Source organism: Flavimobilis sp. BM9 (assembly GCF_058313055.1).
Genome location: NZ_JBZEMO010000002.1, coordinates 12359 through 25424, shown reverse-complemented (window position 1 = coordinate 25424; position 13066 = coordinate 12359). Strand labels below are relative to the sequence as shown.

Sequence of the window (13066 nt, the reverse complement as noted above, 5' to 3'; positions counted from 1 at the left end):
GGGGCCGCGCGACCGATATGGGAGTCGCGGTCCCGCGGACGGCGCAGCCCAACGTTGTGGGGAGTTGCTTGCAGCCGCCCGTCTGTGGGCAGCGAGTCCCGGCCGTCGGGGGGCTGAGTGCACCGGCGTCCCGGCGCCGTGCTCAGACGAGCGCCCGCCGGTCCACCTGCTCGAACGTCGCGGAGGCGTCCTGCACGCCGCCCCACGCCACGGCGCGGCCCGCCGCGAGCGAAGCGGGCACGTCGAGGACCCGCTGGTTGCGCGACCCGCGGAACGCGAGCCGCGGGTCCTTCTGCGCGACGTCGAACCGCCCGTCGACGAGCACGTCCACCTCGGCGAGGAGCTCGGCCTTGTCGTCGTGCCCGGCCTCGGCCCACGCGAGCAGCTCCTCGAACGTGTAGCCGCTCCACGCCCACAGGTCCTTGGCGCGCCCGTGCGCCGCGCGCAGCCGCCGCACGACGGCGAGGCACACGCCCGTGTTGAGGAACGGCTCGCCGCCGAGCAGGGTCAGGCCCTGCACGGCCTCGTGCGCGAGGTCCGCGGCGATGCGGTCGCCGAGCGCGTCGTCGAACACCTGCCCGTACCGGAACGACCAGGCTGCCTCGTTGAAGCAGCCCTCGCACGCGAACGGGCAGCCGCTCACGTACAGCGAGCAGCGCACGCCCTCGCCGTCGACCATGACGAACGGCTTGTAGTCCGCGACGCGCCCCTGGCTGAGGCGGTCGGACCTCCAGTCCGGGAGCGGCTCACGCGCCATCAGGAAGCGAACCCGTGCTGCCCGCCATGTGCTTGACGCGCGAGGAGATCTCGATATGGCGCCCGCGGACCATGGGCCGCTGCTGCGGGTTGCCGAGGTAGCCGCAGGTGCGCTTGACGACGTCGCACGTGCGCGGGTCGTCGTTGCCGCACGCCGGGCACGCGAAGCCGCGTGCGGTGGGCGTGAAGTCGCCGTGGAAGTCGCACTCGAGGCAGTGGTCGATCGGCGTGTTCGTGCCGAGGTAGCCGACGCGGTCGTACGCGTAGTCCCAGACTGCCTCGAGGGCCTTGGGGTTCTGCTGCAGGACGGGGTACTCGCAGTAGTGGATGAACCCGCCCGACGTCAGTGGCGCGTAGACCTTCTCGAAGTCGAGCTTCTCGAACGGCGTCGGGTCCTTGCGGACGTCGTAGTGGAACGAGTTCGTGTAATAGCCCTTGTCGGTGATGTTCTCGACGTCCCCGAACTTCTTCGCGTCGAGACGAGCGAAGCGGTCCGTCAGGCTCTCGCTCGGCGTCGCGTAGACGGAGAACTGGTAGTTGTGCTCGGCCGTCCACGCACGGGCGTGCTCGGAGAGGGTGCGCAGGACCCGGAGCGTGAACTCCTTCGCCTCCGGGTCGGACTCCCACTCGCCGCCGAAGAACGCGGCCGCGGCCTCGTAGAGGCCGATGTACCCGAGCGACACGGTCGCGCGGCCGCCGCGGAACAGCGAGTCGACGTCGTCCTCCGGGGCGAGGCGCTCGCCGAACGCACCGTGCCGGTACAGGATGGGCGCGTTCGCGGGCACCGCTTCCTTGCACCGTTCGACGCGGTAGAGGAGCGCGTCGTGGACGATCTCGAGGCGCTGCTCGAGCAGCGCCCAGAACCCCTCGATGTCGCCGCGCGTCTCGAGAGCGATGCGCGGGACGTTGAGCGTCACGACGCCGAGGTTCATGCGGCCCTCGACGACGTCGCGGCCCGCGGCGTCGCTCCAGCCCTGGAGGAAGGAGCGGCAACCCATCGGCACCTTGAACGAGCCCGTGATCTCGACGATCTTGTCGTAGCTGAGGATGTCGGGGTACATGCGCTTGGTCGCGCACTCGACCGCGAGCTGCTTGATGTCGTAGCTCGGGTCGCCCTGCTCGAGGTTGACCCCGCGGCGCAGCGTGAAGATGAGCTTCGGGAAGATCGCCGTGCGGCGCTCCTTGCCGAGGCCGAGGATGCGCACCTCGAGGATCGCGCGCTGGATCTCACGCTCGAACCACCCGGTCCCGAGGCCGAAGCCCACGGACGTGAACGGCGTCTGCCCGTTGGACGTGAACAGGGTGTTGATCTCGTACTCGAGGGACTGCATCGAGTCGTAGATGTCCTTGCGGGTCTTCTCCCGGGCGTACTCGTCGCGGCGCGACTCGTCCTCGATCCAGCGTTCGGCGTCGGCGAGGTGCTTCTCGAAGTTGCGTTCCGCGTACGGGGCGAGGAGCTCGTCGATGCGGTTGACCGAGCAGCCGCCGTACTGGCTCGAGGAGACGTTGGCGATGATCTGCGTGATCTGTGCCGTCGCCGTCTGGATGGAGCGCGGCGGGGACACCTGCGCGTTCCCGATGCGGAAGCCCTCGGAGAGCATCGCGTGGAAGTCGATGAGGCAGCAGTTCGTCATCGGCGCGTAGGGGTGGTAGTCGAGGTCGTGGTAGTGGATGTCGCCCTTGGTGTGCGCGTTGGCGACGTGGTCGGGCAGCATGCGCAGGCCGATGGCCTTGCCGACGGCGCCGGCCGTGAGGTCGCGCTGCGTGTTGAAGACGTCGGCGTCCTTGTTGGCGTTCTCGTGGACGACGGACGAGTCCTTGCCGATGAGCTGCCCGATCGAGTGGTTGACGTCGACGGACTGCGAGCGCGCGAGGTCGCGCTGCACGCGGTAGTCGATGTAGACCTTCGCGACGTCGTACTCGTGCGAGGAGAGCAGCGTGTGCTCGACGACGTTCTGGATCTCGTAGATCTGCACCTCGCCGGCGTAGCGGGTGCGGAGCTCGTCGAGCGTGCGCTCGACGAGGTCGGTGATCGTGAGGTCGTGCAGCGGGCTGACCTCGCCGTGGACCTCGAGGAAGGCCTTGGTGATGGCGGCGCGGATGCGGGTCGAGTCGAACGGGAGGGTGCGCCCGTCGCGCTTGCGGACGCTGAGGGCGGGGCCGCTGGGGGCCTCGCGGTCGGGTGCGTGCGCCTGTGCTCGTTCGGTCCCGTCCGCGATGATCGTCATCTCTTGTCCGCCTCAGTCCCTGTCGCCACTACATCTTGTGCTTACCTGCGTGTAAGTAGACTAGATGTAGTGGTCCCGGAGGGATGGGACTTTCGACCCACCGGGGCGGCGACCTGCCGTTCCGCGCACCCCGCGTCTCCCCGGGCGGCCACGCCTGACCAGCAGGCGGACGCACTACTCGGCAGGCAAGACACCCTGTGCTAGCCTCCCCGTCATGAACAACCGTTGGTATTGGCGCTTTACGCTGGCTCCTGGTGGGGCCGAGCGGGCTGCTGCCTGACCAACATCCACCCGGAGCCAGCACAGGGCTGAGACGCGTGACGTCTCGGCCCTTCGTCGTTCAGACGGGCCGACTCCGCGTGCGGGACGGCCGCCGAGGCTCCGTCTGAGCAGGCCGTACCTGACCAGACCCAAGGAATCGGAGCTCGACCATGACCGCCACCGCGCCTCTCGCGGCACCCAGCACCAGCGACCTTCGCGTCCGCGAGCTCGCACCGCTGCCCACCCCCGCGGAGATGCTCGCCGACCTCCCGCTGACCGGCGCCAACGCCGACCTGGTGGCGCGCTCGCGCGACGAGGTGCGCGCCGTGCTGAGCGGCATCGACGACCGTCTGCTCGTCGTCGTCGGCCCCTGCTCCGTGCACGACGCCGACGCTGCGCTCGACTACGCGCGTCGCCTCGCGGCCCTCGTTCCCGAGCTGGCCGAGGACCTGTGCGTGGTCATGCGCGTGTACTTCGAGAAGCCGCGCACGACCGTGGGCTGGAAGGGCCTCATCAACGACCCCGGCCTCGACGGCAGCCACGACATCCAGCGCGGCCTGCGCCTCGCCCGCGAGGTCCTGCTCGGCGTGCTCGACGAGGGCGTCCCGGCTGCGTGCGAGTTCCTCGAGCCCACGAGCCCGCAGTTCATCGCCGACGCCGTCTCGTGGGGAGCGATCGGCGCCCGCAACGCCGAGTCGCAGGTGCACCGCCAGCTCGCATCCGGCCTGTCCATGCCGGTCGGGTTCAAGAACGCGACCGACGGTGACGTCCAGATCGCCGTCGACGGCTGCATCACCGCCGCAGCCGAGCACACGTTCTTCGGCGTCGACTCCGCCGGCCGCGCTGCGGCCGTCGCGACGGCCGGAAACCCGGACTGCCACGTCATCCTCCGCGGCGGCCGCGGCGGCCCCAACTACGACGATGCGTCCGTCGCAGCCGCCCTCGACGTCGTGACCACGGCAGGCCTCGAGCCGCGCCTCATGATCGACGCGTCCCACGGCAACTCCGGGAAGTCCCATGTCCGTCAGGCGGAGGTCGTCCGCGAGATCGGAGCCTCGATCGCCGCAGGCAACGCCGGCATCGCCGGGATCATGATGGAGAGCTTCATCGTCGCCGGCGCGCAGAAGCCCGCGCCGAGCGGCCTGACCTACGGTCAGTCCGTCACGGACGCGTGCATCGACTGGGAGACGACCGCGACGCTCCTGCGCGAGCTCGCCGCCGACGTCCGCGCACGCCGCGAGAACAAGGCCTGAGCCGAGCGGTCAGCCCAGGCGCGCGACGTGGCTGCGCGCGTGGGCGATCGCAAGGTCGAGGGACTCGAACAGGTGCTCCTCGTGACGCAGGTTGTCGAGCACACCCACCCGCGTCAGCATCTGCAGGTGGCGCGGCTGGATGCCCTTGACCAGGACGGTCACCCCTGACCGTTCGAGGTCGGCGACGAGCTCGGCGAGCGCGTTCGCGCCCGTCGCGTCGATCATGCGGAGCTGGGAGAGGCGCAGCACCACGACGCGCGCGTCGTTGTCCGTGCGCACCTTCTCGCTGATCCGCTCGGCTGCGCCGAAGAACAGGGCTCCGTCGAAGCGGAACAGCGCGATGTGCTCGTCACCCGGCTGTGCCGGCCCCGGGAGAGGCTCCCGGTCGACCGACGAGGCCTTCGCGACGCTGCGCAACGTGAGGAAGGCGGCGGCGAGCAGGCCGACCTGCACGGCGTCGATCAGGTCGACGGCGATCGTCACGACCCCGGTCACGACGAGGACGAGCGCGCTGCCCCGCGTCGTCGTGAGCACGGCGCGAGCGACGGGCACGTTGACCATGCGGATGGCCGTGACCATGAGCACCCCGGCGAGCGCGCTGAGCGGGATGCGCGCGACCGGTCCGGTCGCGAGGTAGATGACGCCGAGGATGACGAGCCCGTGGACGACCCCGGCCGTCCGCGTCCGCGCGCCCGCGCGCACGTTGACAGCGGTGCGGGCGATGGCGCCCGTCGCGGGCATGCCGCCGAACATGCCTGACGCGAGCGAGGCGAGGCCCTGTCCGACGAGCTCGCGGTCCGGGTCGTAGCGGCGTGCGGCGTCGGGCAGGTCGCTCGGCATCGCCGAGGCGACGCGCGCCGAGAGCAGCGACTCGATCGCGGCGAGCGCCGCGACGGCCAGGGCGGGGCCGGAGAGCTCGCGCAGCAGCCCGAACGAGAGGTCCGGGGCGGACGGCGCGGCGAGACCTTCGGGCAGCGTGCCTATCCGAGCGACGGGCGCGTGCAGCAGCTCCGCCACGACCGTGACCACGACGACCGCGACGAGCGATGCCGGCACCCCGGGAGCCACCCGCGGGAGGAGCAGCATGATCGCCCCGACGACGGCGACGGCCCCGAGGCTCCAGGCGAGCGCGGGCCCGGCGTCGCCGACCGCGCGGACGGCGGTGACGAGCGGGTTGCCGCCAACCGGCGCGACGACGTCCACGGCAGCGGGAACCTGCTGCAGGAAGATGATCGCCGCGATGCCGAGCGTGAACCCCTCGACGACCGGCCACGGGATGAACGCGACCGCGCGGCCGAGCCGGGCGATGCCCGCGAGCAGGACGATCGCGCCAGCGAGGACGGCGACGATCGGGACGGCCGCCGCGCCATGATCCGCGACGAGCGGGGCGAGGACGACCGCCATGGCGCCCGTCGGGCCGGAGACCTGGACGCGCGAGCCGCCGAACACGGCGGCGACGATCCCGGCGACGACCGCCGTGACGAGACCGGCCGCAGGGCCGACGCCCGAGCTGACGCCGAAGGCGAGCGCCAGGGGGAGCGCGACGACGCCGACGGTGATGCCGGCGAGGAGATCGGCGCGGAACGTCGCGGGGCGCAGGTCGAGGTCGGCGCGGGACGGCAGGAGGTCGCGCATCGACCGCAGATACCCGTTCATCGCTCGACCGGCCCTGTGCTGCGGGCCTGGTGGGTCAGGTCAGGGAGGTCGTCGGCTGCGGCGAGCTGGGACGCGTTGCGGTCGAGACGGTTGCGCAGCATGGCGCGCGCGACGACCAGCAGCTCCGCGACGAGAGGCTCGGTGAGCTCGTACGTCACGGCGTTGCCCTCACGCGACGACGACACGATCCCCGCGCTCTTGAGCGACGCGAGGTGCTGCGAGAGAGGCGAGGCCTCGACGCCGGTCACGGCGAGCAGCGTCGCGACGGTCGCGCGGTGCTCGGGGGCGGTGCTCAGCACCTCGAGGCACTGGATCCGGGTGGGGTGGGCCAAGCACTTGAACAGCTCGGCCTTGATCGCGTAGAGCGGCGCGGTCGCGTCAGACATGGTCATGAGACCTCCTCGATTGAGGAGTTTAGCAATTGCTGAAACCACTAAGCGCACAAAGGTCCTACGTCTGACGGTCGGAGGGCAAAGCAAGAGGCCCCCCGCTCGGTGAGCGGAGGGCCTCTCGGCTGGTCGGGGTGACAGGATTTGAACCTGCGACCTCTTCGTCCCGAACGAAGCGCGCTACCAAGCTGCGCCACACCCCGAGGTCTAGCGACTGCCCCCGAGGTGATCACCTCGAAAACGGCCTCGCTCAGGATAGCCGACAGGGGGCTACTTCACGAAACCGGCGGAGTCCCGCGGTTCTCAGCGGGCGGTGAGGGTGAGGAGCGTCGCGGACGGGCGGCACGCGAAGCGCACCGGCGTGTACGGGGACGTGCCGAGCCCACCGGAGACGTGCAGCCACGTGGAGTCGTGACTGCCGAACTCGTCCGGCCGCGCGCCTGGCCAACCGTGCAGCCCCTGGGCGCGCCCTCGGTCGAGGTCACAGTTCGTCACGAGCGCACCGAAGCCCGGCAGGCAGAGCTGCCCGCCGTGCGTGTGCCCCGCGATGAGGAGCTCCGCGCCGTCGCGCTGCAGCGCGTCGAGCGCCCGGACGTAGGGGGCGTGCACGACGCCGAGGCGCAGGTCCGCGCCCGCCGTCGTCTGGTCAGGAGCGGGCATCTTGTCACGGTCGATGTGTGGGTCGTCCAGGCCGGCGAGCGCCACGTCGAGGCCGGCGATCGTCGTCCGGGCCCTGCTGTTGTCGAGGTCGACCCAGCCGGCCTCGGACAGGGCGCTCGCGAGCTCATGGACCGGGAGGTCAGGCTTGCGCGGCACGTGTGGTGTGCGGGCGTCAGGCAAGAGATAGCGCGCAGGATTCTTGGCGTGGGGCGAGAAGTAGTCGTTCGAGCCCATGACGAACGCGCCGGGGAATGCGAGGAGCGGCTCGAGCGCGTGCAGGAGGTGCGGCAGCACGTCGACGTGCGCCATGTTGTCGCCCGTGTCGACGACGAAGTCGGGCTCGAGGTCGGCGAGCTCCCGGACCCAGGCGATCTTCCGGGTCTGGCTCGGTGTGAGATGCAGGTCGGACAGGTGCAGGACGGTCAGGTCAGCGGCGCCGGAGGGGAGTACGGGAACGGTGACGCGGCGCAGCGTGAACATCTCAGCCTCGCAGCGCGCGTAGGCGACGCCGGCGACGCCCGCCACCAGACCCGCTCCGAGCGTGCGTCGGAGCGTCTTCCAGACCTCAGCCACGTCAGTCGTTGCCCCGCGCCCCGCCGCGGTCCTTCTTCTTGTCCTTCTTGTTGTCCTTACCGTTGTCGCCCGCGTTGTCCTTGTTGTCGTCGCTCTTCGCCGGCTCGGGCTGCCCGTTGGACACGTAGATCGAGATGAGCGTGCCCTTCGTCGCGGTACCTGACGGCGACGTGTAGGCGACGGCACCGTCAGGTGCGCTCGAGTAGACCTTCTGCTCGCGCACCGTCACGGAGAAGCCCGCCTCTTCGAGGAGCTTCTTCGCGGCGTCGACCGACTGGCCCCACACGCGCGGCACGGCGACCTTCTCGCCGTGCAGGACCTTGGTGCTGACCTCGGGGAACTCCTTGTTCGGCTGCCCCTTGAGGGCGGTGTCCATGAACCGCTTCCACGTCGGGGCGGCGATCGTCGAGCCGTAGACGATCGGGCGGCGGATACCGTTGATCACGATGTTCTGCATCGAGATGTTGCGGTCGGGGTGGCCCACCCACACGGCGGTGGACAGCTGCGGGGTGTAGCCGACGAACCACGTGTGGTAGCTCATCTGTGCCGTTCCGGTCTTGCCCGCGGCCGTGCGGCCCGAGAGTCGCGAGGCCTTCGCGCCGCCGTTGTCGAGCACGCCCTTGAGCGCGTGGTTGACACCCGCGGCGACCGACGAGTCGATGACGGTGCGGCAGTTCGCGGACGGGACCTCGAGCTCCTTGCCCTCGGCGTCGAGGACCGACGTGATCGCGACCGGCTCGCAGTACTTGCCGCCCGACGCGAACGTCGCGTACGCGGACGCCATCGCGAGCGGGGACGTGTTCTGGATGCCGAGGACCATCGACGGCTCGACCTGGATGCCGTCAGCGTTCGTCGAGCTGTCGGGCGCCTCGGAGAGCGAGGGCCGGAAGCCAGCCAGGTAGGCCGTGTCGGCGACCGCGCACAGGTCGAGCTGGTTCTCCATCGCGACGTACGCGGTGTTGATCGAGAAAGCGGTCGCCTGGAGGACGGACTTCATACCGCTGCCCGCGCCGTCGGAGTTGCGGGGCTTGTACTCGCCGCGACCAGCCCCGAAGTTGTCGATGCAGCTCGCGGTCCACGAGTCGCCCTTCCACGCCGTGGAGCTCGCGTTGACCATCTGGTTGAGCGAGTGCCCGGACTTGAGCCACTCGGCGAGCACGAACGGCTTGAACGACGAGCCCGGCTGGAAGCCGCGGGAGCCGCCGTGCGCCTGGTCCGCCGAGTAGTTGACCGTCGTCTGGCCTACCTTGATGTCGTCGGCGTTCGCGACGAACTTCCGGTTCTGGGCCATGACGAGGATCTCGCCCGTACCAGGCTCGACGGACGTGAGAGCGGTCGCGATGCCCGAGGGGTCCTTCGCGGGGATCGACGCGCGCAGTTCCTTGTTCGCGGCCTTCTGGGCCTTCGAGTCGAGCGTCGTGCGGATCGTGAGCCCGCCGCGGGTCAGCAGGTCGTAGCGGTCACCCTTCGTCTTGCCGAAGACCGGGTCGCTGAGGATGACCTTGGTGACGTAGTCGCAGAAGTACGCGGCCCCACCAGCGCCTTCGCAGCTGTTCTCGACGGGCGTGATGTCGAGGATGTCCTCGAGCTTGACCGCGCGCGCCTCGTCGAGCTCCGCCTTGGTGATGTAGCCCTGCGCGAACATGTTGTTCAGCACGAGGTTGCGGCGGTCCGTGGCGTTCTTCGGGTTGAGCGCCGGGTCGTACTTCGTGGGGGCCTTCGTGATGCCTGCGATCGTCGCGGCCTCGGTGATGTTCAGGTCCTTCGCGGACTTGTTGAAGTAGTACCGCGCGGCGCTCTCGACACCCCACACCGACGAGCCGAACTGCGCGATGTTGAGGTAGCGCTCGAGGATCTCGAGCTTCGACATCTTCTTCTCGATCGCGATCGCCAGCTTGGCCTCGCGGAGCTTGCGCTCGATCGTGTCGTCGCGCGCTGCCTCGACGGCGAGCTTGTCGCCTGCGCGGGACGCCTCCTCGATGAGGACGTTCTTGACGTACTGCTGCGTGAGCGTCGACGCGCCCTGACGGCTCTTCGACGCGAGGTTGACGACGACGGCGCGCGCCATGCCCTCGACGTCGACACCGCCGTGGCCGAAGAAGCGCTTGTCCTCGATCGCGACCATCGCGTTCTGCATCGCGAGGGAGATCTCGTTGAGCGGGACCACCACGCGGTTCTGGATGTAGAACGTCGCGAGCAGCTTGCCGTCACGGTCGACGATCGTCGACTTCTGCGAGAGCGGCCCAGGGACGAGCTCGTCAGGCAGCGCCTCGAACACCTCGGCGCTCTCGTCGGTGACCGTGCTCGCGCCGGCCGCGAGGGGCAGCACGAGGCCGGCGGTGAGCACTCCACCGACGCCGGCGAGGAGGAGGAACGTGACCAGGAGCGCGAGGGCTTGGAAGACGTTGACCTGACGGGTCGACCGGGTGGAGGGATGCGGCATGGATCCAGGGTAGTCGGACCTCCTGAGAGGGCCTCGGCGGGGGTGTGCAGGTTGTGTGAGTGTCACGTCCCCGGGGCGGGAAGGAGTCGCTGAGAGGGTGCCCCCTGCCCGCCCCGTCGGGCACGCACTACGCTCGGGCACATGGCAACCACGTGGGAGTACGCAACCGTTCCGCTTCTGATCCATGCCACGAAGGCGATCCTCGACCAGTGGGGCGCGGACGGGTGGGAGCTCGTCCAGGTCGTCCCCGGCCCCGAGGGCTCGACGAACCTCGTGGCGTACCTCAAGCGCCCGACGGGCGAGAAGTGAGCGGCCGCGTCGCCGCGCGTCTCGCGGAGCTCGGCATCACGCTGCCCGACGTCGCGGCACCCGTCGCGGCGTACGTCCCCGCCGTGCGGTCCGGGATCCACGTCCTGACGTCCGGCCAGCTGCCGTTCGTCGACGGCGCGCTCCCCGCGACGGGCAAGGTCGGGACGGGTCCCCAGGACGTGAGCCCTGAGCGTGCGGCCGAGCTCGCGCGCGTGGCCGCGCTCAACGCCGTCGCGGCGGTCCGCGCGCTCGTCGGCGACCTCGACACGGTGGTGCGCGTCGTCAAGGTCGTCGGGTTCGTCGCGAGCCAGCCGGGGTTCACGGGCCAGCCAGGAGTCATCAACGGCGCGAGCGCCGTCCTCGGCGAGATCTTCGGCGAGGCTGGCGTGCACGCACGGTCCGCCGTCGGCGTCGCGGTCCTGCCGCTCGACTCGCCGGTCGAGGTCGAGATCATGGTCGAGGTCGCCTGACCAGGCCCCGCAACGACGATGCGCCCGTGACGCTGAGCGTCACGGGCGCATCGCTGCGTCAGGGGTCCTGTCAGCGGGCGCGGCGCTCCAGGCGCGGGATGTCGAGGAGGACGACGGCGCGGCCCTCGCGACGCACCCAGCCGCGTGCCGCGAAGTCGGCGAGCGCCTTGTTGACCGTCTCGCGCGACGCGCCGACGAGCTGAGCGAGCTCCTCCTGCGTGAGGTCGTGCGCGACACGGATGCCCTCGTCGGTCTTCTGACCGAAGCGCGTGGACAGGTCGAGGAGCGCCTTGGCGACGCGGCCGGGAACGTCCGAGAAGACGAGGTCGGCGAGGTTCTCGTTCGTCCGGCGGAGGCGGCGTGCGAGCGCGCCGAGCAGGAACTTGGACATGCCCGGGTGCGCCTGCAGCCAGTTGACGAGCTCCGTGTGGGACAGCTCCTGGAGCGTCGTGTCCGCGACAGCACTTGCCGTCAGCGTCCGGGGCCCCGGGTCGAAGAGCGACAGCTCGCCGAACATCTCGCCCGGGCCGAGGATCGCCATCAAGTTCTCGCGGCCGTCCGAGGAACGCCGACCGAGCTTGATCTTTCCCTCGGAGATGATGAACAGGCGGTCGCCGCGCTCACCCTCGTTGAAGAGCACGTCACCGCGCGTCAGACGAACCGTGGCCATCGACGCGAGCAGGGGGCGGGCTTCCTCGGGGTCGAGGCCTGCGAACAGCGGGGCTGCAAGGACCACTGAGTCGTCCACGTGTCATTCCTTTGTCGATCCGGTCCCGAAGGCTCACTCACATTGTGCACCAGATCACGCTGTGAGCACCGGATTAGAGGCCCGCGTGCTCCTCGGTGAGGTCTTGCGACAGGAGCTCGACGAGCAGCGACGTGACGCGCTCGAGCTCGGAGCGGGCGTGCGCTCCGTACGCGGCGAGGTGCCGGTCGATGTCACGCAGCTCGGGCAGGTCGAGCACGGCCGACGCCGAGCCCGAGCCGCGCACGAGCTGTGCCATCCGCACGTGGTCAGGAAGGAGGGAGTCGGCGGGGCGCAGGACGTCCCAGGCGTCGATGCCGAGGCGGTCGGGCAGGAGCGCCCCCGCGACCGACAGGTCGATGCGCGCCTTGATGAGGCGGCGCCAGTGGAGGACGCGGTTCACCTCGGAACGCAGCGCCCGGCGCCTCAGGCGGAGGTCGTCGAGAGCGGCTGTCGTGCCGATCTGCATGGTCATGCCGCTCCTTCCGCCCCGAAGCCGTGCCGCAGCGACGCTCGGCGCGCGCTGCCGTCCTGTAGATCGGCGTCTCAGCCTGGGACCTTGAGCCCGAGCGCGTCCTAGGCTGGGCGCGTGTCCAGGAACGATGCCCCCGCCGCGCGTCCGACGGTCGCGGGGGAGACGCCTCTCGCCCTGCTCAGACGCGCCCGGCGGACCAACCGTGCGCTCGCCGTCGCGCACCCGGACGCGCACTGCGAGCTGGACTTCACGACGCCGCTCGAGCTGCTCGTCGCGACCGTGCTCTCCGCGCAGACGACGGACGTGCGGGTGAACCAGGTGACGCCCGCACTGTTCGCGGCGTACCCGACCGCCGCGCACTACGCGGCGGCCGACGTCGAGGACGTCGAGCAGATCATCCGGTCGACGGGCTTCTTCCGGGCGAAGGCGAAGTCCCTCGTGGGGCTCGGCCGCGCGCTCGTCGAGCGGCACGACGGCGAGGTGCCGGCCGACCTCGACGCGCTCGTCGCGCTGCCGGGCGTGGGGCGCAAGACGGCCAACGTCGTGCTGGGCGACGCGTTCGGCGTCCCTGGCCTGACGGTCGACACGCACGTCGGGCGGCTGGTCCGGAGGCTCGGGTGGACGGCCGAGGACGACCCGGTCAAGGTCGAGACGGCCGTCGGCGGGCTCATCGAGAAGAGCGAGTGGACGCTCCTGTCGCACCGGCTGATCTTCCACGGGCGTCGCGTGTGCCACTCGCGCCGCCCAGCGTGCGGGGCGTGCGCGATCGCGCAGCTCTGCCCGTCGGCGGGCATCGGAGAGAACGACCCGGCCGCGGCGGCCGCGCTCGTCAGGCCGTACTGACGCCC

At 70.4% G+C, this 13066-nt stretch carries 12 protein-coding genes and 1 tRNA gene; 4 read left to right on the top strand and 9 right to left on the bottom strand.

Annotated elements, in window-relative coordinates; all coding sequences use genetic code 11:
• Positions 1-142: 142 nt before the first annotated feature.
• Positions 143-757, bottom strand: coding sequence for an anaerobic ribonucleoside-triphosphate reductase activating protein (nrdG, locus tag AC4F3Q_RS04170; RefSeq protein ID WP_491038863.1), 615 nt, complete (start codon positions 755-757; stop codon positions 143-145).
• Positions 747-2984: an anaerobic ribonucleoside-triphosphate reductase gene (gene nrdD, locus AC4F3Q_RS04165; protein WP_491038862.1), complete on the bottom strand. Its 2238-nt coding sequence runs from the start codon at positions 2982-2984 to the stop codon at positions 747-749. Before nrdD ends, nrdG begins: the two co-directional genes overlap by 11 nt.
• Positions 2985-3415: 431 nt before the next feature.
• On the opposite strand from nrdD, the gene AC4F3Q_RS04160 reads away from it, so the two are divergent.
• Positions 3416-4498 (top strand): 3-deoxy-7-phosphoheptulonate synthase, encoded by a 1083-nt coding sequence (locus AC4F3Q_RS04160; protein ID WP_491038861.1) that lies wholly within the window; start codon positions 3416-3418, stop codon positions 4496-4498.
• A gap of 9 nt (positions 4499-4507) precedes the next feature.
• Here the strand turns inward: AC4F3Q_RS04160 and AC4F3Q_RS04155 are convergent, their stop codons facing one another.
• From AC4F3Q_RS04155 to AC4F3Q_RS04135, 5 genes are all read right to left on the bottom strand, one after another.
• Positions 4508-6154, bottom strand: a complete 1647-nt coding sequence (locus AC4F3Q_RS04155) for a SulP family inorganic anion transporter (RefSeq protein WP_491038860.1) — start codon at positions 6152-6154, stop codon at positions 4508-4510.
• On the bottom strand, positions 6151-6546 hold the full coding sequence (locus AC4F3Q_RS04150) for an ArsR/SmtB family transcription factor (RefSeq protein WP_491038859.1): 396 nt from the start codon (positions 6544-6546) through the stop codon (positions 6151-6153). Before AC4F3Q_RS04150 ends, AC4F3Q_RS04155 begins: the two co-directional genes overlap by 4 nt.
• A 123-nt stretch (positions 6547-6669) precedes the next feature.
• Positions 6670-6746: transfer RNA gene (locus AC4F3Q_RS04145), tRNA-Pro, on the bottom strand.
• Positions 6747-6846: 100 nt separating this feature from the next.
• Positions 6847-7776, bottom strand: coding sequence for a metallophosphoesterase (locus AC4F3Q_RS04140; protein WP_491038858.1), 930 nt, complete (start codon positions 7774-7776; stop codon positions 6847-6849).
• Between the two features lies 1 nt (position 7777).
• A complete protein-coding gene (locus AC4F3Q_RS04135) occupies positions 7778-10219 on the bottom strand; it encodes a transglycosylase domain-containing protein (RefSeq protein ID WP_491038857.1) in 2442 nt (813 codons plus the stop codon).
• Between the two features lie 141 nt (positions 10220-10360).
• On the opposite strand from AC4F3Q_RS04135, the gene sp36 reads away from it, so the two are divergent.
• Positions 10361-10528: a Sp36 family protein gene (gene sp36 / locus AC4F3Q_RS04130; protein WP_168446502.1), complete on the top strand. Its 168-nt coding sequence runs from the start codon at positions 10361-10363 to the stop codon at positions 10526-10528.
• Positions 10525-10998 carry a RidA family protein gene (locus AC4F3Q_RS04125; RefSeq protein WP_491038856.1) on the top strand — a complete coding sequence of 158 codons (474 nt, stop codon included), beginning with the start codon at positions 10525-10527 and terminating at the stop codon, positions 10996-10998. The genes sp36 and AC4F3Q_RS04125 overlap by 4 nt, the downstream gene beginning before the upstream one ends.
• A gap of 70 nt (positions 10999-11068) precedes the next feature.
• Here the strand turns inward: AC4F3Q_RS04125 and AC4F3Q_RS04120 are convergent, their stop codons facing one another.
• Both AC4F3Q_RS04120 and AC4F3Q_RS04115 read right to left on the bottom strand, forming a co-directional pair.
• Entirely contained in the window at positions 11069-11746 is a 678-nt protein-coding gene (locus tag AC4F3Q_RS04120) for a Crp/Fnr family transcriptional regulator (RefSeq protein ID WP_491038855.1), read from the bottom strand.
• A gap of 73 nt (positions 11747-11819) precedes the next feature.
• The gene (locus tag AC4F3Q_RS04115; protein ID WP_491038854.1) at positions 11820-12218 is read right to left on the bottom strand and encodes a hypothetical protein; all 399 of its coding nucleotides are present in this window, start codon (positions 12216-12218) and stop codon (positions 11820-11822) included.
• A gap of 114 nt (positions 12219-12332) precedes the next feature.
• Between AC4F3Q_RS04115 and nth the strand changes: the two genes are divergently transcribed.
• Positions 12333-13061: an endonuclease III gene (gene nth, locus AC4F3Q_RS04110; RefSeq protein WP_491038853.1), complete on the top strand. Its 729-nt coding sequence runs from the start codon at positions 12333-12335 to the stop codon at positions 13059-13061.
• The last annotated feature ends 5 nt before the right edge of the window (positions 13062-13066 follow it).